Genomic DNA, 24,319 nt, shown 5'->3' with positions numbered 1-24,319 from the left:
CGAATTTTTTCTTCTACATTGGTGGAATATAGAACACGATTCAGGATTTGACCATGACCACCGCCCCGCAAGCGACACGCAGCGCTCCCATCGGGGGGCCGGCCGATCTGATCCTGCGCGGCGGCCCGGTCATCACGCTCGACGCTGCCAACACGGTAGCGGAGGCGCTGGCGATCCGGGGTGGCGAGATCATCGCGGTCGGTGGTACGGCGGATATTTCGGCGCTCAAAGGGCCTATGACGCAGGTGATCGAACTCGACGGGAGGGCTGTTCTGCCGGGGATCAACGACGCGCATCTGCATGGCAGCTGGCTGGGCGCGCGCTGGCCGAGCCTGTTCTTCGGCGGCGGCGATAGCGGGCATGATGGCCGGCTGCTTGATAGCGCCGAAGCGCGTCGCGCCGCCTTGCGAAAAACCTGGGCGCTGCTCGCAGCCCACGGCATTACCAGCTATACCGAGCCGGGCATCGGGCCGGGTGAGGACCAGGGCGAAACCGGCTGTTTTGGCACCGCCATGCTCGACACCTATGTCGAACTGGCCGGCACGGAAGCGCAGACGGCGCGGGTGACCATGCTGCGGCTTTTTGGTTTCCTCGATGGCGCCAGCACTTTCGCCGATATGCGCGCGGGTCTCGCCGTCCCCGCCCCCAGCACCGACCCGCGTTGGCTTGCCATTCCCGGCGTGAAAATTTTCGCCGATGGCATTCCGCCTATGCACAGCGCCTGGACCCGCACACCCTATCCCAAGGGCGGCTATGGCGGGTTGATGACCGGCACGGGCAACGAAGCCGAACGCCTCGCTGAATTCACCGCCATGGTCGAAATGGCTCACGGCATGGATCTGCAGATTGGCGTCCACGCTACAGGCGACCGGACCATCGAGGAATTTGTCGGCATCATCGAAAGGCTCGGCGGCGCCGGAGCACGGCGGCACTATCTCATTCATGTCGATCTGGTTTCGGGCGAGCAATTGCGCCGCATGACCGCAGCCGGCATTGGCCTGGCGCTGCAGCCGCTGATTGCCGATCACACGGCCGGCTGGCTCGCGGGAGCGGTGAGCCCCGAAACGGCCGCATCGGCTTGGCCGATCCATCTGATGCTCGAAGACGGTCTGCGCGCCGTGTTGAGTTCGGATGCGCCAATTGCGAGCTTTGACTGGCGTCGCATCATTGCCTCGGCCGCGGGTCTGCTCGAACAGCGCGGCGTGGCCGTAGGTCCTGCACAACTCACCCGCCTGCTGCGCATGTATACGAGCATTCCGGCCGAACAGGATGGGGCGGAGCACTGGAAGGGCACGCTGGAGCCAGGAAAAGTCGGTGATCTCTGCGTGTTGAGCGCCGATCCCCATGCCGTCGGCGCGGCCAATCTGCCAGAACTCACTGTCGAGCTGACGATCGTGGATGGGCGTGTGGTCTTCGACCGTTCAAATGCGCCGGCCGAAAGCGTCATTGCCTGAAGAAAGCGCGGGGGCCCCAGGGGCCCCCGCTTTTTGTCAGATCGCTTCGGCGAGCAGCACGCGTGGGCTGCCGGGCAGAGCCACGGTTTCGAGCGGACGCCAGCCGGCTTCCAGCAGCCAGGAGCGAACCTCGGCCTCGGGGAACACCACGGTGCCGTCGATCACCAGATATTCGGCGGCATGGAGCGCATCAATGGCGCGCTGTTCGGCATTGTCATCGAGATAGAAATCGAGCACGGCGAGGCGCGCGCCTGATACTGCCGCAGCACGCGCATGGCGGAAGATGGCGCGGTTCTGTTCCACGGTGAAGCGATGGACGACGTGGTTGACGAAAACCAGGTCGAATTCGCCTTTCGGTTCCGCCGTTTCGGTGGCGGCGCCAATCAGTTCGACGCGGTCGACCAGGCCGGCTTCTGTCACCGCCTGACTTACGGATTCGATGAAATCGGGCGCATAGACGAAGGTGGTACGCAGGTTAGGATTGGCTTCCATCGCCCGCATGGCGAAATTGGGCGCGAGACCGCCGAGATCGAGTGCCTTCCGATAGGCGGAAAAATCCAGCGCGCCGACGAACATGTCGGCATGGAGCTTGTTATAGGTCATGACGCCGGCCATGAAGGTCGCCCAACGCGCCTCGGTCATACCCAGATCACCCGGCTGGTCGGTATCGACCGTCTTGGGGAATTGTAGCCAGTGCGGATAGCTGATTTCTGCGAGGAAGGTCAGGAAGGGCGCGAGATCGAGTTGGGCTTTTCCGCCGGTGAGATAGGCGGCGGCACTGGGCGTCAGTGAATAAGAGCCGTCGCGGCGGGTAAGCAGGCCGAGGCCGGCCATGGCATCGGCCAGGATACGTGCCATGCGCTCGCTAACGCCGGTGGTCTTGGCGAGATCAGTGACCTTGCGCTCGCCTTCGGCAAGGGCGGCGAAAAGGCCGATGCGGCTGGCAGCGAACAATTGCTGTGCACCCATATAGCCGGTGGCAATATCGAGAATGCGGCTGGGATCGGCAGTGGCCGGGGTGGAAACAGACATAGGAGCCCCTCTCTGGCTAGGCTGTCTTAAAAAAGTTCGGGCGGAAAAGGCCTTCAGAGGAAGGCCAGGGCCTCGTGGCGGAACGCCTCGGAGGCGAGCGCGCCCATGTGATCGCCGGGCACGCGCAGGGTGCGCGATCCGGGAATGAAGGGTTCGAGCGTATCGACGGCACCGGCCATGGGATCTTCGGTGCCGGCAAGGAAAAGCACGTTTTTGGCTGGCGCTTCCCGCTCGGGATCAAAAGCCTCTGCGGCAAGGCCTTCGGCAAGATTGAGCAGCGAATGCGGATCGGGCGCGCGTGCGACCATGCCAGCGATAAAGCCGGTCAGCGGATCGGCCGGAGCAACGCCCTCATCCACAAGGCGGCGAGCCGCCGGGAAATCAAGGGCAGCAAAGGGTTCATTGGGAGCAAGACCGCCGAGCACGAGTTTTCCCACGAGATCGCCGCTCTGCGCGGCCAGCGACCAGGCGAGGCGAGCGCCCAGCGAATAGCCGATGACATCTGCAGGGCCGCTGGCTTCCGCCAGAGTATCGGCCAGGGCGGCGACGATGCGGGAGGGACGCGCAGCCTCGGCATTTTCGACCCGCGCACTGGCGCCATGGCCGGGCAGATCAACTACGATCACATCGCGTCCGGCAACCAGCAGCGGCTCGACCCAGGCGGCCGCAGGCCAGTCGGCCGCGCTATTCGACATGAAGCCATGGAGGAACAAAACCGGCGCATGCTTTGGCGCGGGGCTGCGAAAGTGCTGGACAGCCAGAAAATTTGCTTGTGCGGTCAAGGTCGGTCTCTTCTCAAAAATGCTAGGTCGGACTGGTGACGCGCCGAATGATGTCGTCGACATAGGCGCCATAGGTGGCGATGTGCTGCCCGTCGGGATGCATCAGGTTGACGACGTTGGCGCCGATGACCACGGAGCGGATTTCGAGCGCATAGCGGGTCAGATCGGCCTGGCTCAGCGCCGGCAGATCACGGCGAGCATCGCGCAGGAGACGCGCGATCAGCTCGCCCCAATTGGCGAAGAACTGGCGATAGAGTTCGGCAAGTTCGCCATTGGACGCGGCATGCTCCCACAGCACCAGCAGCACGCGGCCGGCATTGATCTCGTGCTCTTCCGAGGGTAGCCACGTATCGATGGCTTCACGCAGATACGCGACCGGGTCGCGGTCGGGGGGCGGCGCTTCCTCATCGAGCAATTGCCTGGGATCGATCTCGGCCAGTACGCTCTGGAAGGTCGCGGCAATGATACTTTCCTTGCCGGGAAAATAATGTTTGAGCGCGCCATTGGCAAAGCCAGCCTCGGCCGCGAGGCTGCGCATGGTGGCCGCCTCAAAACCGCCTTGCAGGATGAGGCGCTTGGCGACCTCGATGATGTCGCGGCGGCGTTGGTCGTGATCGATGATTTTTGGCATGAAGTTCTTTCGAGGCTCCGTTGGCGCTCACTGCCCCGCGGGAAGAACGCGGTCGGCCTCCCGCAGCGCCAGCCAGGCGGCGCGGCGCCGGGCCTGGGCCTGAGGATTGGCGACGGGCGAGGCGAGAAGCAGCCGGGCGCTATAGGGATGGGCCGGCGCGCGGGTCACCTGTTCCCCTTCCCCGAACTCGACGATCTCGCCCCGCTGCATGACGGCGACGCGATGGCAGATGCGGCGCACGACCCCAAGATCGTGCGAAACAAACAGATACGACACGCCGATGTCGCGCTGCAACTCGATGAACAGATCGATCACCGCCGCCTGGGTGGTCAGGTCAAGCGCGCTGACCGGTTCGTCGCAGACGATCAGTTTTGGCCGCCGCACCAGGGCGCGCGCAATGGCGAGACGCTGGCGCTGGCCGCCCGAAAATTCGCTGGGATAGCGGTCGATAGCGCTGGCCGGCAGACGCACTCGCTCGATCATTTCGGCAACTGCCGAACGGGCCGTGCGCCGGGACTGTCCGGCAGCTTCGAGCGGCTCGGAGAGGATGTCGCCGACATTCATCATTGGATCGAGAGAACCATAGGGGTCCTGAAAAACGACCTGAATGCTGCTGGCAAGGCGCCGCCGCGCAGCCCCGCGCGCATGGGTAATGTCCTCGCCCTCGAAGAAGATGCGCCCGTGCCGCACCGGGGCTAGGCCCAGAATGGCCTTGCCGAGGGTCGATTTGCCCGAACCGCTTTCGCCGACGACGCCGACGCATTCGCCGACGCCGACGTCGAGCGACACCTCATGCAGCACACGGAAGCTGCGCTTTGGGTCACCGTACTCGACCACGAGATTTTCGACGGAGAGGATGGGGTTGGCCATGATCCGGAACTCCTAGGCAGTCGCCGCCGTCTGCGCGGCATGGACAGCGTCCAGTTCGCGGCGGCCCTTGGTGTCATCGAGCGAAGCGGCGATCAGTTCGCGTGTGTAGTTCTGCTCGGGGGCAGCGAAAACGGTCTCCACCGCGCTCGCCTCGACGATCGCCCCATCGCGCATAACGATCACGCGGTCGCATATGTCAGCAACGACGCCGAAATTATGGGTCACCAGCACCAGGGCCATGCCGAGTTCGGCCTGCAATTCGCGCAGCAGTTCCAGCACCTCGGCCTGCACGGTCACATCAAGTGCCGTGGTCGGCTCGTCGGCGACCAGCACCGAGGGACGCCCGGCGATCGCTCCGGCGATCAGCACGCGCTGCGCCATGCCGCCGGAAATCTGGTGCGGATAGGATTTCATCACCCGGTCGATGTCCACAATGCCGACGCGGTTCAGCACGGCGCGAGCAATTGCATCGGCTTCGGCGCGCGACTTTTTGTGAACGGTACGCAACGGCTGGGTCAGCTGGAAACCTATGGTGTAGGAGGGGTCGAGATTGGACATCGGCTCCTGCGGAATGTAGCCGATCTCGGTGCCCAGCATGCCGGCCCGCTCGCGCGGCGACATGGTGTGCACGGCACGCCCGCCGATCCACATGCCGTCTACGCTGCTCGAACCGCCCGTCGGCAGCAGGTCGAGGATAGAGAACACGGTCTGCGATTTGCCCGAGCCGGATTCCCCGACAATGCCCAGAACCTCGCCCGGTGCAATGTCTAAGGAAATGCCGTGGACGACCTCGACCGCACCATCACCGGCGGCGTAGCGCACGCGCAGATTGTCGACGCGCACGGCGGCAGCTTCCGGGGCATAGGCAAAGCTACCGGTGACCACGTCTGCGGGAGCGGCATTAGTGACCTGGCCGCTACTACCAGCGCTTGGAGCATCGGTTCTGATACGCACGACATCGGCCAAAGTCGAACCGGCGACCGCGAGGGCGGCAATGGTGATGCCGAGCACTGCCGAAGGCCAGAGCAGCAGCAATGGCGTCGACAGCATATGCCGAAAACCTTCGTTCATCATGGCGCCCCAGGCGGGCACGCTGGCCGCGCCAATGCCGAGGAATTGCAAGCCGGCCTGAATGCCCATGGCAATGCCGGTGGCAAGCGCAGTCTGGATGATGATGGGCGCGCCTATGCCGGGCAGGATATGCCGCAGGATGATGCGCGGATGGGTGAGCCCAGCGACGCGGGCGGCGTCGATAAACGGCTCATTGCGAATGGCAAGGGTCGTCGAGCGCGCAATACGGAAATAGCCGGGCGCAAGGAAGGCGCCCACTGTGGCCATGATCAGCACGAAGTTCGAGCGCGTTCCGGCGGCGACGACGAGCAGGATAATCATGCCGGGCACGGCCTGCAGGGCATCGCTGACCCAGGACGAAAGGCGGTCGAAAAACCCGCCGAAATAGCCCGCGGCAATGCCGGCCGGCGCGCCGATGATGAGGGCCGTGATGATGGTCACGAGAGCCCCGAGCAGGGTCGTGCGCGCGCCCCAGATGAGGCGGCTCAACATGTCGCGGCCGGTGGCGTCGCCCCCCAGCCAGTGTTCCGCGCTGGGCGGTGCCTTGGCGCTGGCAAGATCGACAAAATTGGGATCGTGCGGGGCAAGCCAGGGCGCAAAAACCGCGATGGCGATAACCACGATGACGACCGAGAGCGAAACGGCGCCGGCCGGCACGCTGAGGAAACGCGAGAGAATGGAGCGCCGGCGCGGCGCGCTGGGAGCGAGATCGGACATGACGGAAAGGGAACTCATCGCACGCGCACCTTGGGATTGATCCAACCCAGGGCGATGTCGAGCAGGAAATTGACGATGACGACGAAGATGACCGACACAACGGTAATGCCAAGCAGAATGGGAATATCGCCATTCTGCGAGGAGGCATTGGTCAACTGGCCGATACCCGGCAGGCTGAAGATCGCCTCGACCACGATAGCGCCGCTGAGAAGGCCGACGAACATTACGGCGAGCACCGTCAGGGCAGCCGGCGAGGCGTTGCGCAGGATATGAAGGGTCACCCGCCCGCGCGACAGCCCACGGCTGCGCAGGGTGCGGACAAAATCCTGCTTGTTGACGGCGATCACCTCATTGCGGAGCTGCTCGGCGACCACGACTATGGCGCCCAGCGCCAACGAAAAGGCCGGCAGGGTGATTGAGCGGAGCCAGCCGCCCAGCGACTGGGCCGACGGCACATAGCCGACCGCGGGAAACCATTTGAGCTGGATGGCGAACCAGACGACCAGCACGAGACTGATCCAGAAGCCCGGCAGCGCGAAGAGCACGACCGACACGGTCTTGATGATGCGATCGAAAAGGCTAGTGGGGCGCAGGCCGGCGATGAGACCGAAGGCGGTGCCGACCACAGCGGTGATCAGGGTAGCGAAGGTGACCACAGACAGCGTCACCGGTAGCTTTATGGCGATCTGCTTGTTGACCGACTGGAAATTGCGCCAGGAGACGCCGAAGTCACCCACAAGGGCGCCACGGAACCAATCCCAGAATTGCACCATGAGCGGACGGTCGAGCCCGATTTTTGCAGCCAGCGCCGCGCGCTGGGCCGGCGTTGCCGTTGTTCCCAGAAGACCCGCCGTGGGGTCGCTGATCGCGGCATGAGCGAGGAAAAACGTTCCGATGGACACGGCGAGCAGCAGGATAATACCAGCGACAAGCCGCTTCACGATGAAGCCGATCACGACGTTTCCTCCAAAGACAATTCAGGGTGGCGGCCGGGCCGGAGTCCGGCCGCCGGCTTCGTCACTGCGTCGGTTGGATCGAGCGCAGGGTCGGGAACATCATGCCGATGACCGGGGTCACGGCAATTTCGGGGACCGAGTAGTAGGTGTTGTCGGCCTGATACCAGACGGACCACCAGGCCAATTCGGTGAGCTTCTGATTGGCGGCGGCAATCTTGGCGACCTGTTCGTCGCCGACCGCAGCGAGGGCGTCATCGACCAGAGCCTTGAGCTCGGGAACGTCAGCGAATTGCGGGGCCGGATTGTACCACTGCTGGGTAGAGACCTGCCGGGCCAGGGTCGCGACCGGGTCGTTGTCCATGGCGATAAGGGCGACAAACATGGGATAGTTCGGGGCGTTGACCTGATAATCCATCATCTGCATATCGTCCCAAGTGACGCGGATACCCAGTTCGCCAAAAGTCTGGTCGACCACTGGCTGCCAGAGCGCGAAAATGGGCGACATGGGCATGCTCACGTCAAAGCCATCGGCATAGCCGGCTTCGGCGAGCAGTTCCTTGGCCTTGTCGAGATTGAAGGCGTAGAGGGCGTTGAGCGCGGGATCATTGCCGCTCTGCCCGGCCGGAAACACCTGATTGGTAACCTGACCAGCGCCGGCGCCGAGCGAATTGAGGATGGCAGCGCCATCGAAGGCATAATTGAGCGCCTGGCGCACGCGGACATCGCCGAGTGGGGCCAGCGTCGTCCCCATGTGATCGACAAATTGCAGCCCCACCCAGGCCGAAACGCCCGAGGTGATGTTCCAACCCATCTGCTTGGCCTGCTCGAGGTTGAGCGGATCGGCAAAATTGACATTGATCTGGCCCGACAACATGGCGTTGTGACGCGCGGTCTGGTCAATGATCGGGAAGATGGCGATATTCTGGAAGGGATAGGTGGCGCTATCCCAGTGTTCGGCAACCTTGGTGAAGTGATATTCCGAGCCGGCAACGCTCATGCCCTCATCGAGGAGATAGGGCCCGGAACCGACCGGCGCCGTCACCAGCGTGCCGGCCTCGATGGTTGCGGGCGAAGCCATGTAGCTGCGACCCAGACCCATGAGATAGAGCATGGTGTCGTCGCGCTCGCTGAGGGCGATCTCGATGGTATCGGCATCGACAGCGGTGATGCCGGTGACGTTGAGATAGGCTTCGCCAGACCGGGCGCCAGCCTTGAGATGATTGAGATTGGCCACTGCCGCTTCGGCGTCGAAAGCCACGCCATCGCTAAAGGTGACGCCGGTGCGCAGATCCATGGTCAGGGTGAGAAGATCGTCCGAATAGGTCCAGGCCGTTGCCAGCACCGGGATCGGCTTGCCGGCGGCATCGAGCGCCACCAGCGGATCATAGACCGCCGACAGATAGGGCCCGTCGAAACCGATATCGGCCAGGCTCGGGTCCCAGGAGGTAATGTCGAGGAAATTGCCGATATTGAGATCGGTCGGCGCATCCTGAGCTACAACCCAGGAGCCAATACCCAGCGTGGCGACTACAAAGGAAAGGGCGGCTAGTGCCCTGAATTGGTTCATCGTTCTCTCCCTTTTGCTGCCGGAGGCCCCTCGCCTCCCAGCATGCCGAACCACGGTTCGATTGGGTCTATCCGTGGTTTATTCTACATACGTTGACAAGAAGCACAAGGCGGCTTCCCCCAGCGATTTCAGCTACCAGACGCCATCCGAGCGGACGTGCTGATCGAGCCGGAGGTCGGCCAGAGCTGGCCTGATCCGGCCCCCAGCGCGGTTCAGCAACGCGATGGTGCCGAGATTGTCTTCGAGCTGTTCCAGGCGCGATGCGCCGAACAGCAGATTGGCGACATTTGGATTGGCGAGGCAGAAGGCCAGCGCCAATTGCACGGGACTTGCCTCAAACTCATCGGCAATCTGCTTGAGCTTTGGCGCAGCCGCATAAATGCGCTCGCGAATGGCCCCGACATCGGCCCCAATCTTGCGGGCGGGCACGCCACGCCCGGCAAGAATGCCGCCTTCGAGGCAATCGGAAGCCTGCAAGCCCAAAGTGCCATCGGCAAAGAGCGCGCTGTACTCGGCCCCCTCGGCCATGGAGCGGCGCACGACGCTATATTTCAATTGCGCAAAGCTTGGGCCTACGAGGCTGGCCTTATCGGCAAAATCCAGCGCCTGCCGCGTATGCACAAAATGCCAATTGTTGATGCCCCAGCTGTCCACTAGCCCGGCAGCGATCAGCTCATAGACCCCCGCCACCACCGGCTCCATGTCGGGCGCGCCAAAATAGTCGCCGACCACCAGCGTGTCGAAACGGTCAAGACCCGCGCGTTCGAGACTGGTCTCGATCTGCTGGCGGAAATTGAGTTTGGGATATTCCCAGAGCCAGAGCTTGCCGCAGACCTGATAATCCTTGCGCGCGACACCGGCAGCGCGAATAGCCTCGCCGAACAGAATGTCCGTCCGCGAATGCTCCTCGTGCGGCCCCATATTATAGTAGGCAACATCGAAGAAGGCGACGCCGACTTCGACCGCTCGGCGCACCATGGTCACGGCATCGTCGGGTCTCATCCGATCCCAGGTGTTCCACGATCCCAACGCAAAGGCCGGAACCAGCGGTCCATTCTTTCCGAGCCGGCGCTTGGGCACATCGATTCCTGGCATGTAATCCCCCCATGTTCCGTGCTACCGGATAGTGGACTTATTTTCTACACATGTATAATAAACATGTTAAGGGTCTTTTGGCGACCCCAAAAATCAACGAGGGGGAAGAGGACATGTCAGTCCCAAGAAACATCGTCGTCACCGGGGCCGCGCAGGGCCTGGGCAAGGGCATTGCCGAAGCTTTTGCCGCGCTTGGAGACAAGGTTGTGGTCATTGATCGCGACGGCGAGGGAGCCACGCGGACGGCCGCCGCCATTGGTGGCGAGGCCGTGGCGCTCGACATTTCCGACGCCGCGACCGTGAAAAGCGCCGTGGCCGCGATCGTGGCGCGGCATGGCAGAATCGACGTCCTCGTCAACAATGCCGGTGTGGTCGGCGGCGGCGGCACGGTTGTCGATCTCGACATTGCCCTCTTGGACCTCACCTATCAGGTCAATGTGCGCGGCACCTGGCTGATGAGCCAAGCCGTCGGCAAGCGCATGATCGCTCAAGGCAAGGGCACCATCGTCAATGTTTCGTCCATTGGCGGCCGCCAGCCGACGCCCGGCATGGGCCATTATGAATGCACCAAGGCCGCCGTCGATGCGATCACCCGCTCGACCGCCATCGAAATGGCGCCCCATGGCATTCGCGCCAATGCAGTTGCGCCCGGCCCGGTGATCACGCCGCTGACCGCGGGCTTTGCCGCCCATCCCGAAGCGCGCGCCGCCTGGGAAAAGCGTATTCCGCTCGCCACCATTGCCGAGGTCGAACAGATCGCACCGGCCGTGGTGTTCCTGGCGAGCGACGCCGCCTCGCACATTACCGGCGTCAGCCTCGCCGTCGATGGCGGGCAATTGCTGGCCTGATCGTTTCTGGAGGAGAGAAGATGATCCCGACCTCGACCCGAGCTGCCGTGCTGACCGGGCACGGCAAGCCGCTTGAACTGACCACCCTGCCCCTGCCGGAAAAGCTCGATCCCGGCGCAGCCCTGGTGCGCATCGTCTGCGCCACGCTTTGCGGCACCGATATTGAAATCTGGGAAGGCAAGATGAGCTTTCCGGGCATGCTGCCCATGGTGCTCGGCCACGAAATGGTGGGCGAAATCATCGCCCTGGGCGAGCACACCCATGATGCCCTCGGCACCGAACTCAAGCTCGGCGACCGCATCGGCTGGTCGGAATCGACCTGCGGGGAATGCTATGGCTGCGTCATCCTGCGCGAGCCCGTCGCCTGCGAAAAGCGCGGCTATGGCTTCTTGCAGCGCTCCGACAATTTTCCCTTCTCGACCGCCGGCCTTGCCGAATACAGCTATGTCGCCCCCGGCTCGGCCAAATTGCGCATTCCTGACAATGTGAAGGACACCTGGGCCTCCATGGCCGGCTGCGCCGCCAAAACCGTGCTGCGCGCCGTGGACCGGGCCGGCGGCATCAAGGTCGGCTCCAAGGTCGTCATTCAGGGTTCCGGCGCGCTCGGCATTTTTGCTACGGCCGCAGCAAAACTCTCGGGCGCCGCCGAGGTGATCACCGTCGGCTCACCAGCCCCACGCCTCGATATGGCCAAGCGTTTCGGTGCGGATCATGTGGTCGATATAGCCATGGGTTCGGAGGCCGTGGTCGCAAAAGTGCTCGAACTGACCGGCGGCCGGGGAGCCGACTATGTCTTCGATTTTGCCGGAGCCAAATCGGTCGGCAAGGAAGCGGTCGGCATGGCGGCACAGCGCGGCAAGGTGGTTGTCGTCGGCTCGACCGCCCGCGACGACTATCCCCTGCCCTTGGGCATGCTGATGGGCAAGGAACTGACCGTGCTCGGCTCGCTCAATGGCGATATTGCCGACTACGCCCGTGCCATCAACTTCTTCAGGGCCTTCGCCAGTGCCATGCCCTGGGACGAGCTTTTTGCCGCTCCCGTCGGTCTCTCGGAAGCCTCCGCCTGTGTCGATGCCATGTGCAAGCACCACATGATCAAAGCCGTCATCGATCCCCGCATCGCCTGAATTTTGGGAATTTTCAGCATGAACGTAACCGTCCCTCATCAGGCGCTTGGCGATACCGGCCTCAGCCTACCGCTCCTCTCCATGGGCTCCTGGCACATTTATGACCGCATGGATTTCGGCCTCGCCGTTCGCATGATCCGGCAGGCCGTCGATGCCGGCATCAACATGTTCGATGTCGGCGTCTATGGCACACCCGACACCCAGCCGCCGCCGCTGACCGACATTCTGTTCTCGGCCATCGTCCGCGCCGCCGGCCTGCAACGGCACGACTATCTGTTGTCGGAAAAACTCTGGCTCGAAGGCTTTGACCCCGACAAGGGTTTCAGGCCGCAGCTCGAAAATGCCCTCTTCCGCGTCGGCGCCGACCATGCCGACATGGTTGTACTGGGCGACTTGCGGCGCGACGATCTGGAATTGCGCGATCTCGTCCTCTCGCTCGCCGAACTCAAAAGGGCTGGCCTTATCCGGGCCTGGGGCGTCAACAACTGGTCGGCGGCCAATATCGCCGCGGTCATCGACATCGCCCGCGCCGAGGGCGTCGACGCCCCCGTCATGGCGCAGCTCAAGTATTCGGTTTCGCGCCGCTCGATTCCTGATGGCGCGCCCTTCGCCAAACTGTTCGCCCAGGGTTTTAGGATGCAGGCCTCCGACGTGATGGAGGGCGGCGTCTTGGTCAAGCCGACGCCGCTCGAACGCGAAGTGGGACGCGACCCAGGCAATATCCGCGAGAAAATCTCGGCCTCGGTTCCGGCCCTCGCAAATATTGCCGCCGATTTCGGGGCCACCCCGGCGCAGCTCTGCGTCGCCTTTACCCTCACCCACAAGCACAACGTCAACACGCTCTTCGGCGCGACAAAACTCACCCAGCTCGAACAGGCCATTGCGGCCATTGGACTGGTTGAGCGCATTGGCGCCGAAGCCATCCGCGCCGCCGTGGAACCGCTCTGGGCGGACCGCGATGTCGTCAATCCCGAAGGCCCCTGATCCGAGGATCCCTCATGAGCACCCCCACCTCGCGTCCCGTTCCCTATGCCCGCGAAATGCTCGCAACCCTGGCGCTGATCGCCCCAGAGGATGCCCCCGAAATGACTGCCGAGGGCCTTGTGGCCGAGCGCGCGGCCATGGACCAATGGTTCCCGTCCTTCGAGGCGGCCATCGGCGACCATCCCATCGACTTCGCTGAATATGCCGTGCCCGGCCCCCAGGGCGCACCCGACGTGATTGTCTCGGTACTCTCACCCCGCGGCCTCAAGGAACGGATGGCTGCTGGCGCCGCCCCCGTTGGGGCCATGTACAACATCCATGGCGGTGGGATGATGGTGGGCAATCGCCGCATGGATGTACCGCGGCTTGTCGATCTCGTCCTCGAGTTCGGCATTGTTGCTGCCACAGTCGAGTATCGGCTGGCCCCTGAACATCCCGATCCTGCCCCCGTGGAAGACTGCCACGCGGGTCTTGTCTGGATGTCGGCTTCGGCCGAAATGCTGGGGATCGATCCCGAGCGCATCGTCATCATGGGCGGCAGCGCCGGTGGCGGCCTCTCCGCGGGCGTTTCGCTCATCGCCCGCGACCGCGGCACAGTTAAAATCGCCGGACAGATGCTGCTCTGCCCGATGATCGACGACACCAACACGACGCCTTCGAGCTATCACTATCTCCGGGGCAATACGTGGACACGGCAACGCAATCTCCTCGGCTGGCAATCGCTTTTGGGCGACCGGGTCGGCACCGACGCCGTCTCCATCTATGCCGCCCCCTACCGGGCCACAGACCTGACCAATCTGCCTCCCGCCTTCATCGAGGCCGGCAGCGCCGAAATGTTCCGGGACGAAAATGTCGAATATGCCAACCGCATCTGGGCATCAGGCAGCAGGGCCGAACTCCATATCTGGTCAGGTGGCTTCCACGGCTTTGACTTTTTTGCCCCCGAAACCGAGCTGGCGCGCGCCGCACTAGATGCGCGACGATCTTGGCTCAAACGGATTTGGGCCCAACACGCTTGAGTGGAAACGCGAATGGGCGAGCGTGTAGCTTGCTCATTCGCGAAACGCCCCTGCCAGTTCCATGCCTGCGCATCTAGTTAGCGGATATCGCGACTTGGGCCGGCTTCGTCCACCTTGCCCGGAGTGTCAGTGCTGCTGCCGGACGCAGACGACCGCAAGCGGCTGTTTCATGGTTTTATGGGCGCATGCCGTCTGCCGATACCACTGCCTCTGGCGGTGATGGCAATTCCGGCACAGGTCGAAACTGGCGCAAGACTGCTCGTCTCCGACTCCGGAGCCGATAGGCCGGAGAGCGGAACGACACAAGCTGTAGGATACCTAGGATCCTTCGGAATCTAAGCTATTGAAAACGCTTTGTTTCAGGAGAATGGCGGAGAGGAAGGGATTCGAACCCTCGAGGCCCTTCCGGACCTGCACCCTTAGCAGGGGTGTGCCTTCGACCACTCGGCCACCTCTCCAACGCGGTCGGGTCTAGCGGGAGGGGCCTTTTATGGCAAGAGGTTTTTGGGTGGGGGGCGAGATTGTCGGGCAAATCGGGGTCCGGACGGTTTTGGCTGGCCCCGTGCCGATTTGTTTGGCCTTGGCGCGGAGGCGCGGATAGGCTTCTCGGCGGCGATCAGAGACGAATCGCGGCTCAAAGCGGCTGAGGCGGACATGACGATTTGTGGCAGAGCGATGAGCCTGGTGCAGTGGACCATGGCGTGTTGGCTGGGTGTTGCGGGCCTTGCGCTGGCGCAGACCGAGGCGCCGCAATATCCGTTTCCGGCTTCGCCGATTGAAGGCGTCTGGCGCGCGCAGCTTTTGTCCGAGGTTACGATCCAGGTCTGTGAACTGGGCTATTGCGGCTTTCTCACCACGATCGTGGTGCCCTCGGAGGGGCTGAGCGCAGAGGAAGCCGAGGCCGCAGCGGCCATGTCGCCGGAACAGTTTTTTGACTATCGCAATGAGGACCCCGCGCTGCGCAATCGGCCGATGCAGGACCTTCATTTGCTCACTCTGCGGCCGGGGAACAAGCCGACGATCTTCGACGGGGAAATCTACAACCCGCAGGACGGCAAAACCTATTCGGGCTATGTGGAACTGACTGGGCCGGACACGATGCGGCTCAATGGCTGCGTGCTCTACAATGTCATCTGCCGCGGCGAAGACTGGGTGCGTGTGCCTCAGGCTGAACTCGATGCGCGCCTGGCGGAAGAGCAAGCGACTCAACAATAGCGCGGAATACGCCCCCGAGGATAAGTCGGGGGCGCCTTGATTTAGCGAGCGCGCTGGTTGAACAGAACCTTCTGCGCTTCCTTGTCGTCGGCGAGGCTTTTGGCCTGCACGTCCTTACCCCAGTTCAGACCAGCGGCGACGGCGGGGCGGGCCGCGAGGCGTTCGAGCCAGGCGTGGACATGGGGGAATTCGTCCCTGTGGATGCCATAACGGTCCCAGGCCTGGGCCCAGCCGATGGCAGCAATGTCGGCGACCGAATATTCGCCCGCGATGTATTCCCTGCCGGCCAGCTGCTTGTTGAGGACGCCGAAGAGACGGTGCGTTTCGTCATTGTAGCGCTTGATGGCGTAGGGAATCTTTTCGGGCGCATAGACCGAGAAGTGATTGTTCTGGCCGAGCATGGGGCCAAAGCCACCGACCTGCCAGAAGAGCCATTCATCGACCTTGACCTGTTCGCGCGGGTCGGTCGGATAGAGCTTGCCGAATTTCAGGCCGAGATACTTCAGAATAGCGCCGGATTCAAAGATCGAGATCGGCTCGCCGCCCGGACCTTCGGGATCAACAATGGCGGGAATCTTGTTGTTGGGCGAAATGGCCAGGAATTCAGGGGTGAACTGCTCGCCCTTACCGATGTCGATGCGATGGTAATTCCACGGCACGCCAAGCTCTTCGAGCATGATGTGTACCTTTTGCCCGTTGGGCGTGGGGAGGGAATAGGCTTCGATCGGCTTGGTCTGGGTGGTCATGAGCACCGTCCTCGTTTGGATGAAACAGGTATATCGGTGTTTTACGATGAAGAGCAAGGCCGGGCGCGGAGGGCATCGGCCGTTTGGGGTTTGGGGTTTGGGGTTTGAGTGTGGGGGTTGGATTGGGGGGATTAGGGGAAGACGGTGGATGTCGGTGGATGTCGGAGGAGGTTGGTTAGAACGATTGTGTTGGCCTGGTTCCGGCCCTCGTTCTCTCGGGTGTCATTCTCACAAAAGCGGGCATCTCATGCCACTAGACAGAGATTCCCGCTTTCGCGGGAATGACGCTGTGGGTGGACGAAGGAGACATGGGCAGACTGGAACGGGCCGTCACCATGAAAGCGTACCCTGGGTTGATAAGCGCAATTGATGAAAAGGCCTCCTGAACCATTGGAGTACCTAGTTTAGTCGCTTGGGTAGAAGCGGGGATAAGTTGCCTGACCAACGGGAGGGCCACCGAGGTTTCGATCCCCCGTGGGAGTGCTTTGGGCTCCAATGGAGTGCCACCCACCGGCTGTCATCCCGGCGAAGGCTGGGATCCATCTTGATATCTCAGGATGGGCCCCGGCCTTCGCCGGGGTGACAACCGGGTGTAGGAAGGTCCTATTCCCGCATCAATCGCATTTGCGGCTGGCCGTTGCCGCGGAGGGCGGGCGAGAGGCCGTGGATGTTGACCGTGGCGGTAACACGCTGGCGATGGGCGGCGAACATGAAGGTCGGGGTGACGTTGACGGGTTCGTCGAACTGGATAGTCACCTTGTGGTGCTGCATGTCGGTGGACAATTGCAGGCCGATGAGCAGGCCGCGGAAAGGCTGTTCCAGATAGAAGCCTTTGACGCGCATGCCGACCTGGAAGGGTACGGCGACACGATCGGGCAAGGCCGCGCGGGCTGTGTTCCAATCGCGATAACCGTGGGTGCGGGCGACCTCTTCGAGGGCGGCGCTGTGGGTGATCGGCTGGCCGGATTTGGCGCGAGTTTCGCGCAGGTTCTTGGCCTCGGATTTGAGGGTCTGGGCCGAAGGGGTGTCGAGAGAAAAAGACATGAAAGGTCATCTCCTGAAAGGAGGCGACTGGTCCATGGGTGCCCGCTTTGCCATGATGCGCCTCGGAGAGAACCGAAGTGTCACGTTTTTGCCGCTGAGCTTCACCATGGACAGATGTCCGCGAGCGGCAGGCGCCAGCAACCGGAGGCGTAAATGCGCTTCATGGGCCGCGAAGTCAAGATCAGCCGATCAATCGGGGTGATGGGAGAGATCAGACAATTGTGTTGGGCTGACGGAGCGGGTCGGTCTAGGAACATGTGTCTGCCTTGGGTGACCTTCCGATGACTGAAATTCTGCTGCTTCTTGCCGGCCTTCTTGGCGGCGCCGTCAATTCTCTGGCCGGTGGCGGCTCGTTCATCGTTTTCCCGGCGCTGCTCTTTGCCGGTGTGCCGCCTGTGCTTGCCAATGCGTCGAACACCTATGCGGCCCTCCCCGGCTATGTGAGCGGCGCGGCGGGCTATTGGAAGTCGGTCGCGCCCTACAAGGACCGGCTGGTCATCTATGGGCTGATCGCGGCCGTCTTCGGCTATATCGGGGCGGAACTGCTGCTGGTGGTTTCGGACGAGCAATTTTCCAAGGTGGTTCCCTGGCTGATGGCCTTTGCGGTGCTGTCCTTCATCTTCGGTAATCGCATCAACGCAACGCTGCGGGCGCGGGGTGGCGGGCGCAGCGGAATGAAGCTGCTGGGGACAGTGCTTATCCTTTCGCTGCTGGCGGCGGTGTCGGTCTATGGCGGGTTCTTCAATGCCGGCCTCGGCATTCTGCTGCTGGCGTTCCTTGCCATGGCGGGGATGAGCGACATGCACGCGATGAACGGGCTGAAGCTGTTCATCTCCTCGACCATTGCGCTGGTGGCGGTGGTCCGGTTTGTCCTCAACGGCACGATTGACTGGCACCATGGCTCGATCGCGCTGGTGGGGGTGACGACCGGCGGCTATGTCGCGGCGCGGTTGGCGCAGTACATTCCGACGCAATGGATCAGGATCGGCGTGATCGTCTATGGGATCGCCATGACGCTCTATTTCTTCTGGACGGCTTACGGCGCGCAGGGCTGAGCGCCGGACGGCGATCTTCGCCTCCGGTTTGGCTGGTGGACGGGCTCCCGAGGCGTCTCTCGCCCCTGAAGTGTGAAAAATGAGGCGTGACCACCTCGGGAGCGCCCCTTTTTCGGGCAAGTAGGCAGGGCCTCTTTGATCGCTCGTCGCGAGGCGGCCTGTCTTGAACGGCCATGGGAGACGAACCCATGTAGGGCCCACCCCGCCACTGTCGCCTGCAGGCCGCCCGTGCGGGGATGGATGAGGGGATTATGGCGGAGATTTCGAGGGCGGGGATAAGAGGGATAGATTTGCTGTCCCTACCTGCCACGGCGTCAGCCCTGGGTGGGAGATTCCCGCTTTCGCGGGAATGACGTGGTGATTGAGGGGTCGAGATGGATTGCCGGGACAAGCGCGGCAATGACGACGGCAGTGGGAGGTTGTGCGGACCTCGGCCCCCCTCACCGACTCCGCTTCGCGGAGCCACCTCTCCCCAAGAGGGAGAGGAATAAGAGGTGACCACCGACAGAGTCACGGACGCCGACCTGTTCTTCTCCCTCTCGGGGAGAAGGTGGAGCGAAGCTCACCGAATTCGCAAATGCGAATTCGGTTGGATGAGGGGGACAGCGACCCTAAATGAGTACGAGAACTTCAAAGCCCGAAACCTTCAACGCCTCTGCCAGCGCCCTGCCCTCGGCTCTCCACTCTTCACCCGGCAACACGCTCGCCAGAGGGTCTTCGCGATTGAAGGTGGCCTGAAACACGTCGTCCCAGGCGACGAGGCGGGCCAGCAGGGCTGGTGGCAGGTCGAGGGCGCCAGGGTCGAGATTGTTCCCCGTTTCATCGTCCCAAAGGGGCCAGCATTCCCATTCGGGCGCAAGGCGAAGGCGCATCAGTTGGATTTTCGGATCCAGACGGCCGCGTCGTGGAATGGGGCGCCACCGAAGGGTGGCGCGGGTTGGGCTGTGGTGAGCATGTTGATGCCCTGACCGCCGCGATGGGCCTTGTTGCGATGCAGGCCCTCGGCGATGAGCGTGCCGGTGGGGAGGCCATCGAAGAGGCGCGCTGTAAGCTGCACTTCGCCGCGATGGTTGCCGACGGTTACAGGCTCGCCATCTGCGATGTGCTGGGCGGCGGCATCTGAGGGGTGGATGAAGACGGAGGGTTCGCCTTCGCGCTTCAGGCTGCCCGGAGTCTGGTTGAACGAGGAGTTCAGGAACGCACGGGCGGGGCTGGTGGCGAGCTTGAAGGGATGCTCGGCATCGGTCTTTTCGGTGATGTCCCAATGGTCGGCGAAGCGCGGCATGATCGAAGGGTCGCAAACCCAGCGATAGCCCTTCTTCCTAGCCACTGCGTCCCAATCGGGTTCGAAGCGGAAGCGACCGTCGGGCCAGCCAAAGCCTTTGGCAAAGCGGGCGACGTCGTCGGGGCGTTCCTTGTCGATGAAGCCGGTCTTCTGGACTTCCTCGATGGTGGGGAGGCCCGAGCGCGCAAAGGTTTCGGCGACGACTTCGCGGTCGGTGGTAGCGAAAGTCGGGTCGTCGCTGCCGAGGCGCTGGGCCAGGGCGTTGATGACTTCGTGATTGGAGCGGGCTTCGCCGGGCGCTTCGACGACGGCGGGGCCGAAGAGAATGCGAGTGTGGCCGCCGCGGGTGTAATAGTCGTTGTGTTCGAGGAACATGGTGGCGGGCAGGACGATGTCCGCCAGTTCGGCCGTTTCGGTCATGAACTGCTCGTGGACGACGAGGAAGAGATCGTCGCGGAGGAAACCCTGGCGCACCAGTGTCTGGTCGGGGGCGACGCAGGCGGGATTGGTGTTTTGCACGATCATGGCGTGGACCGGGGCGCCGTTTTGCAGGGCGGCGGCATTGCCGGTGAGGATCGGGCCGACTTCGGACATGTCGAGGAGGCGCGGCGTGCCCTTTTGCAGGTGCGTGCCTTCGAGGCGCGACTTGTCGAGGCCCCAGGTGCCGGAATTGGAATGGAAGGCGCCGCCGCCGCGATGCTGCCAGGCACCCGTCATGGCGGGGATGGAAAGCGCCGCGTGCATGGCCGTGGCGCCATTGGTCTGGCGGGAGAAGCCGTAGCCGAGGCGGAAGAAGGTTCTGGGCGTCGAGCCTACGAGGTGGGCGAAGGCTTCGATCTCGGCGACGGAAAGGCCGGTGATTTCGCTCGCCCATTCGGGGGTGCGCGTTTGCAAATGCGCTTCTAAGTCTGGCGAGAAGTCGGTGTAATCAGCCATGTACTCGCGGTCGGCGAGACCGTCGCGCAGGAGGACGTGCATCGTCGCGGCGGCCAGCGCACCGTCGGTGCCGGGGCGGAGGACGAGGCCCATATCGGCCTGGTCCATGGTGGCCGTGCGATAGATGTCGACGACCACGATCTTGGCGCCGCGGGTTTTGCGGGCCTTCATGGCGTGGGTCATGACGTTGACCTGGGTGTGCACCGCATTGGTGCCCCAGATGACGACGCAATCGCTCTCGGCCATCTGCTCCGGGTTTACGCCGCCCAAAAGGCCGGTGCCGGCGATATAGCCGGGCCAGGCAAGGCCGGTGCAGATGGTGTCGTATTGGTGGGAATAGCCACGGACGGCGCGCAGGCGCTCGATGCCGTCGCGATGCACGTGGCCCATGGTGCCGGCATAGAAATAGGGCCAGATGGCTTCCGGGCCGTGCTGTTCCTCAATGGCAAGGAAGCGGGTGGCGATTTCGTCGAGGGCTTCGTCCCAGGAGATGCGCTGCCACTGCCCTGCCCCCTTGGGGCCGACACGGCGCATGGGGTGGGTCAGACGCTCGGGGTGGTGGATGCGCTCGGCGTAGCGGGCGACTTTTTCGCAGATGACGCCGGCCGTATAGGGATCGTCCTTGGCGCCGCGGACGCGGCCCACCTTGCCATCAGGGAGAATGTCCACATCGAGCGCACAGACCGATGGGCAGTCGTGCGGGCAGACGGAGCGGATGGTGTGGTGGGGCGTGGGGGCGTTCATGGGGCCAAGGTATTAGAGGCTGGCCGCCCGGACAATCGCATTGTGCTTATGGGTGGAATAAGGGGCGCTGATGCGCCCCCGTTTCGTCATAGCGCGGCAAAGGCCTTGGTGGCCGTTTCCGCATTGCGTATGGCGCGGGTGGCGGCGTGCTTGGCGAGCTGGGAGGCGCCGCTGTGGAACTGGGAGAAGGTGATGCGGCCTGACGTGCCGGTTATGGTGATGCCGCGCCAGTTGGGATTGACGGAGCGGACATCGGCCCAATCGAGGGTGGTCTCAGTGCCACGGGCGGTGCGCTGCATCACCTGGCGATTGTCCCAGCGGGTATTGGTGAAAAGACCGGCCAAGCCGATGCCGATGGAACCGGCGGCCAGGAGGAGCACGGCGAGATAGGTGGCGATGAGCTGAGTGGTGTCCGCCGCTTCGCCCATGAAGATGACGGCAAAGAGCAGCACGGCGGCCAGGGCGGCCGAGCCGTAGCAGGCGAAATACTCGACGAGCGACGGCCGCAGTTCGGACCAGCCGCCTTCGACCGTGATGCCCTCTTCAGGCTGGACGAGGCGCAGGGCGAGGAATGCCGCATAGCCAAAGGCCACCACGCCGGCGGCGCGGGAGAGCGGCAAATGGGCCGTCATGGGCAAGTATTTGAGGGCAATGAGAAGGGTAATCACGAAAAGCGGCAAAGCCACTTCCTGCCAACGCAAGGGCACGCTTGTATCTCCGTAAGGTGCAAGCCGGTGACGCAATTTCGGCGAGTGAATATCGTGAAGAGTACAGAGCCAACGTGATTTGACTATTCACATTTCCGCCATGAGCCCCGTGGCGGCGTCGCGGGGCGCGCGATGTTGCGAAAGCGCAACCTTGCCCTTTGAGTCAAATGCCTCAAATAGTGATTCAAGCGCTTGGCATCGAGATTCCGCTGGCGAAGGCAACATATTGAAATAGCGCCACTATTTTGACGCGAACTACGCCTCGACTGCCGTAACTTGACCGGGTGTGCGGGCCAGCCAATATTTGCGACGGACGTTGTGCGCGAGCCATCGTAGTGGGGCTAGCTACCACATGCCTCTCATCTTGGCGGCGATATCGACCACGGCCGACTGGGCCGGGCGAATATCGTCACGGATCGGTGTTACCGGTGGCCAGAGAATGTCTTCAAAAAATGCCGTCATCGACCTCGGAATGAATCGCGTGCGCTGCGCATAGAGGTGGCGATCACCGCTTCTGGTCTGCTGGGTGACATAGAAGCGCTGCGGCACCATCAGATGCAGCTCGTCCTTGGCGCGGGTCATGGCCACATAGAGGAGACGCCGCTCCTCTTCGAGTTCGTGGGTGGAGCCCGTGCCCAGGTCCGAAGGAATGCAACCGTCCACGACGTTGAGGACATGCACGGACTTCCATTCCTGCCCCTTGGCCGAATGGATGGTGGACAAAATGAGATAGTCTTCGTCGCGAAGGGGGACGCCCGGCTGATCACTGGTGGCATCAGGAGGATCGAGTGTCAGTTCCGTGAGGAACCGCTCTCGGCTGGCATAGCCGGCGGCGATCTGTTCGAGCTGGACGATATCGGCAACGCGAACTGCTGCGTCCTCATGAGCCATTTCAAGCAGAGGTTCGTACCATTGCCTGACATAGGCAAGCTCGAGCGGCCAGGTGGTTTCCCTGGCCGAGAGGCGGCCAACCAAAGTGACAAGATCGGTCCAATGTGATCCGGACTTGGCTGGAACTGGAATTTCGGAAAAGGCCCAGACCGGGTCGGCGCTGGCGCCTAAAGAGTCGAGAGCGCGACCCGCCGTGCCCGGCCCGACGCCCGGCATCAGCTGCAACACACGAAACCCCGCGACGCGATCGCGCGGATTTTCCACCCAGCGCAAAATGGCCAGCAGATCCTTGATATGCGCTGCATCCAGGAATTTCAGGCCCCCGAACTTCACGAATGGAATGTTCCTGCGCGTCAGCTCGATCTCCAGCGGCCCCGAATGGCTCGATGTGCGGAACAGCACAGCCTGCTGTTTCAACGGCGTGCCGGCTTCCCGCGCCTCAAGAATGGACTTGGCAACATAGCCGACCTGGTCGGCCTCATCCTTCACGGTGACGAGGAGTGGCTTTGCATCGGAAACCCGTTCAGACCACAGGTTCTTGGTGAAGCGTTCCGAAGCCTGTTCGATGACGGCATTGGCAGCGGCAAGGATCGGCTGGGTGGAGCGATAGTTTCGATCAAGCGTGACAATATCGGCGGCCGGCGTGAAGGCGCCCGGAAAGTCGAGGATGTTGCGCACGGTCGCGGCGCGGAAGGAATAGATCGACTGGGCATCATCGCCCACAACCGTCATCCCTCGTCCATCGGGCCGCATGGCAAGCAGGATCGAGGCCTGCAGCCGATTGGTGTCCTGATACTCGTCCACGAGGATATGGTCGAACAGATCTGAAACCTGCCGGGCGATCATGGGCTCGGCCATCATGCCGGCCCAGTAGAGCAGCAGGTCGTCGTAATCTAGCACATTCTGCTGCTGCTTGGCCTCGACATAGGCGCCGAACAAAATGCGCAATTCCTTCGACCACATGGCACACCAGGGAAATACCGTCTTCAGCACGTCGTCGAGATCGGCCTGCGCGTTGACCACGCGTGAATAGATCGCAAGGCAGGCGCCCTTGGTTGGAAAGCGCGTTGCCGCTTCACTGAATTTCAGCTCGTGGCGAACCAGATTCATCAGGTCAGCCGAGTCTTCGCGGTCATGGATCGTGAAAGCAGGGTCGAGACCGATCTGGTGGGCATGCTCGCGCAAGAGCCTCGCGCCGATGCCGTGGAAGGTGCCGGACCAAGTCAGCGCATCGGACACTGCCCCAGAACTGATACCGAGAATTTTGCCGGCAATCCTCTCGACCCGTCGCGCCATTTCGCTGGCGGCGCGGCGCGAGAAGGTCAGGAGCAGTATTCGCCGGGGATCGGCGCCATTGGCGATGAGATGAGCAACGCGATGGGCAAGCGTATTGGTTTTGCCTGAACCGGCACCGGCGATGACGAGAAGCGGCTTTGGGGTCGGTTCACCGACACCGTGCACGACGGCCGCACGCTGATTGGTGTTGAGCGCATCGAGATAGGTTGTGTCGGCAGGCACGAATCGTTCCCCGGTATTTGGCTCC

General features: G+C 62.8%; 21 protein-coding genes and 1 tRNA gene. 7 read left to right on the top strand and 15 right to left on the bottom strand.

Annotation, left to right across the window (positions count from 1 at the left end; translation table 11 throughout):
- Nucleotides 1–53: 53 nt before the first annotated feature.
- Nucleotides 54–1,454 carry an amidohydrolase gene (locus tag ACSQ2A_RS03945; protein WP_436071160.1) on the top strand — a complete coding sequence of 467 codons (1,401 nt, stop codon included), beginning with the start codon at nt 54–56 and terminating at the stop codon, nt 1,452–1,454.
- Nucleotides 1,455–1,490: 36 nt separating this feature from the next.
- On the opposite strand, the gene ACSQ2A_RS03940 is transcribed toward ACSQ2A_RS03945, so the two are convergent.
- The 8 genes from ACSQ2A_RS03940 to ACSQ2A_RS03905 form a co-directional block, all read right to left on the bottom strand.
- The gene (locus ACSQ2A_RS03940) at nt 1,491–2,486 is read right to left on the bottom strand and encodes a class I SAM-dependent methyltransferase (RefSeq protein WP_436071159.1); all 996 of its coding nucleotides are present in this window, start codon (nt 2,484–2,486) and stop codon (nt 1,491–1,493) included.
- A 53-nt stretch (nt 2,487–2,539) separates the two neighbouring features.
- Nucleotides 2,540–3,268: an alpha/beta fold hydrolase gene (locus tag ACSQ2A_RS03935; RefSeq protein ID WP_436071158.1), complete on the bottom strand. Its 729-nt coding sequence runs from the start codon at nt 3,266–3,268 to the stop codon at nt 2,540–2,542.
- A gap of 22 nt (nt 3,269–3,290) precedes the next feature.
- Nucleotides 3,291–3,899 (bottom strand): TetR/AcrR family transcriptional regulator, encoded by a 609-nt coding sequence (locus ACSQ2A_RS03930; RefSeq protein WP_436071157.1) that lies wholly within the window; start codon nt 3,897–3,899, stop codon nt 3,291–3,293.
- A gap of 27 nt (nt 3,900–3,926) precedes the next feature.
- On the bottom strand, nt 3,927–4,769 hold the full coding sequence (locus ACSQ2A_RS03925; protein WP_436071156.1) for an ABC transporter ATP-binding protein: 843 nt from the start codon (nt 4,767–4,769) through the stop codon (nt 3,927–3,929).
- A 12-nt stretch (nt 4,770–4,781) separates the two neighbouring features.
- A complete protein-coding gene (locus ACSQ2A_RS03920; RefSeq protein WP_436071155.1) occupies nt 4,782–6,575 on the bottom strand; it encodes a dipeptide/oligopeptide/nickel ABC transporter permease/ATP-binding protein in 1,794 nt (597 codons plus the stop codon).
- Entirely contained in the window at nt 6,572–7,513 is a 942-nt protein-coding gene (locus tag ACSQ2A_RS03915) for an ABC transporter permease (protein WP_436071154.1), read from the bottom strand. Before ACSQ2A_RS03915 ends, ACSQ2A_RS03920 begins: the two co-directional genes overlap by 4 nt.
- Before the next feature lie 61 nt (nt 7,514–7,574).
- Entirely contained in the window at nt 7,575–9,080 is a 1,506-nt protein-coding gene (locus ACSQ2A_RS03910; RefSeq protein WP_436071153.1) for an ABC transporter substrate-binding protein, read from the bottom strand.
- A gap of 132 nt (nt 9,081–9,212) precedes the next feature.
- A complete protein-coding gene (locus ACSQ2A_RS03905; RefSeq protein ID WP_436071152.1) occupies nt 9,213–10,175 on the bottom strand; it encodes an aldo/keto reductase in 963 nt (320 codons plus the stop codon).
- A 113-nt stretch (nt 10,176–10,288) separates the two neighbouring features.
- Between ACSQ2A_RS03905 and ACSQ2A_RS03900 the strand changes: the two genes are divergently transcribed.
- Genes ACSQ2A_RS03900 through ACSQ2A_RS03885 form a run of 4 tightly spaced genes read left to right on the top strand, consistent with a single transcriptional unit; the run spans nt 10,289 to nt 14,153 of the window.
- A complete protein-coding gene (locus tag ACSQ2A_RS03900; protein ID WP_436071151.1) occupies nt 10,289–11,023 on the top strand; it encodes an SDR family NAD(P)-dependent oxidoreductase in 735 nt (244 codons plus the stop codon).
- Between the two features lie 20 nt (nt 11,024–11,043).
- Nucleotides 11,044–12,150, top strand: a complete 1,107-nt coding sequence (locus ACSQ2A_RS03895; protein ID WP_436071150.1) for a zinc-binding dehydrogenase — start codon at nt 11,044–11,046, stop codon at nt 12,148–12,150.
- Nucleotides 12,151–12,168: 18 nt separating this feature from the next.
- On the top strand, nt 12,169–13,134 hold the full coding sequence (locus ACSQ2A_RS03890; RefSeq protein ID WP_436071149.1) for an aldo/keto reductase: 966 nt from the start codon (nt 12,169–12,171) through the stop codon (nt 13,132–13,134).
- Between the two features lie 14 nt (nt 13,135–13,148).
- Nucleotides 13,149–14,153, top strand: coding sequence for an alpha/beta hydrolase (locus ACSQ2A_RS03885; protein ID WP_436071148.1), 1,005 nt, complete (start codon nt 13,149–13,151; stop codon nt 14,151–14,153).
- A gap of 368 nt (nt 14,154–14,521) precedes the next feature.
- Here ACSQ2A_RS03885 and ACSQ2A_RS03880 read toward each other — a convergent pair.
- Nucleotides 14,522–14,611 (bottom strand) — tRNA-Ser (locus ACSQ2A_RS03880).
- Nucleotides 14,612–14,807: 196 nt separating this feature from the next.
- Between ACSQ2A_RS03880 and ACSQ2A_RS03875 the strand changes: the two genes are divergently transcribed.
- On the top strand, nt 14,808–15,368 hold the full coding sequence (locus ACSQ2A_RS03875; RefSeq protein WP_436071147.1) for a DUF2147 domain-containing protein: 561 nt from the start codon (nt 14,808–14,810) through the stop codon (nt 15,366–15,368).
- A 41-nt stretch (nt 15,369–15,409) separates the two neighbouring features.
- On the opposite strand, the gene ACSQ2A_RS03870 is transcribed toward ACSQ2A_RS03875, so the two are convergent.
- Nucleotides 15,410–16,114, bottom strand: coding sequence for a glutathione S-transferase family protein (locus ACSQ2A_RS03870; RefSeq protein ID WP_436071146.1), 705 nt, complete (start codon nt 16,112–16,114; stop codon nt 15,410–15,412).
- 603 nt (nt 16,115–16,717) lie between these two features.
- Nucleotides 16,718–17,158, bottom strand: coding sequence for a glyoxalase superfamily protein (locus ACSQ2A_RS03865; protein ID WP_436071145.1), 441 nt, complete (start codon nt 17,156–17,158; stop codon nt 16,718–16,720).
- A 281-nt stretch (nt 17,159–17,439) separates the two neighbouring features.
- Between ACSQ2A_RS03865 and ACSQ2A_RS03860 the strand changes: the two genes are divergently transcribed.
- A complete protein-coding gene (locus ACSQ2A_RS03860; RefSeq protein WP_436071144.1) occupies nt 17,440–18,213 on the top strand; it encodes a sulfite exporter TauE/SafE family protein in 774 nt (257 codons plus the stop codon).
- 611 nt (nt 18,214–18,824) lie between these two features.
- Here ACSQ2A_RS03860 and ACSQ2A_RS03855 read toward each other — a convergent pair.
- From ACSQ2A_RS03855 to ACSQ2A_RS03840, 4 genes are all read right to left on the bottom strand, one after another.
- Nucleotides 18,825–19,085 carry a hypothetical protein gene (locus tag ACSQ2A_RS03855; protein ID WP_436071143.1) on the bottom strand — a complete coding sequence of 87 codons (261 nt, stop codon included), beginning with the start codon at nt 19,083–19,085 and terminating at the stop codon, nt 18,825–18,827.
- Nucleotides 19,085–21,178, bottom strand: coding sequence for a molybdopterin-containing oxidoreductase family protein (locus tag ACSQ2A_RS03850; RefSeq protein ID WP_436071142.1), 2,094 nt, complete (start codon nt 21,176–21,178; stop codon nt 19,085–19,087). Before ACSQ2A_RS03850 ends, ACSQ2A_RS03855 begins: the two co-directional genes overlap by 1 nt.
- 86 nt (nt 21,179–21,264) lie before the next feature.
- Nucleotides 21,265–21,885 (bottom strand): hypothetical protein, encoded by a 621-nt coding sequence (locus ACSQ2A_RS03845; protein WP_436071141.1) that lies wholly within the window; start codon nt 21,883–21,885, stop codon nt 21,265–21,267.
- 345 nt (nt 21,886–22,230) lie between these two features.
- Nucleotides 22,231–24,294: an ATP-dependent helicase gene (locus ACSQ2A_RS03840; protein WP_436071140.1), complete on the bottom strand. Its 2,064-nt coding sequence runs from the start codon at nt 24,292–24,294 to the stop codon at nt 22,231–22,233.
- Nucleotides 24,295–24,319 lie beyond the last annotated feature (25 nt).

Origin of the sequence: Devosia sp. LjRoot3 (genome assembly GCF_964252865.1) — a bacterium.
In the GTDB taxonomy this organism is placed as follows: domain Bacteria; phylum Pseudomonadota; class Alphaproteobacteria; order Rhizobiales; family Devosiaceae; genus Devosia.
This window is presented reverse-complemented; position numbering and strand designations above follow the sequence as displayed.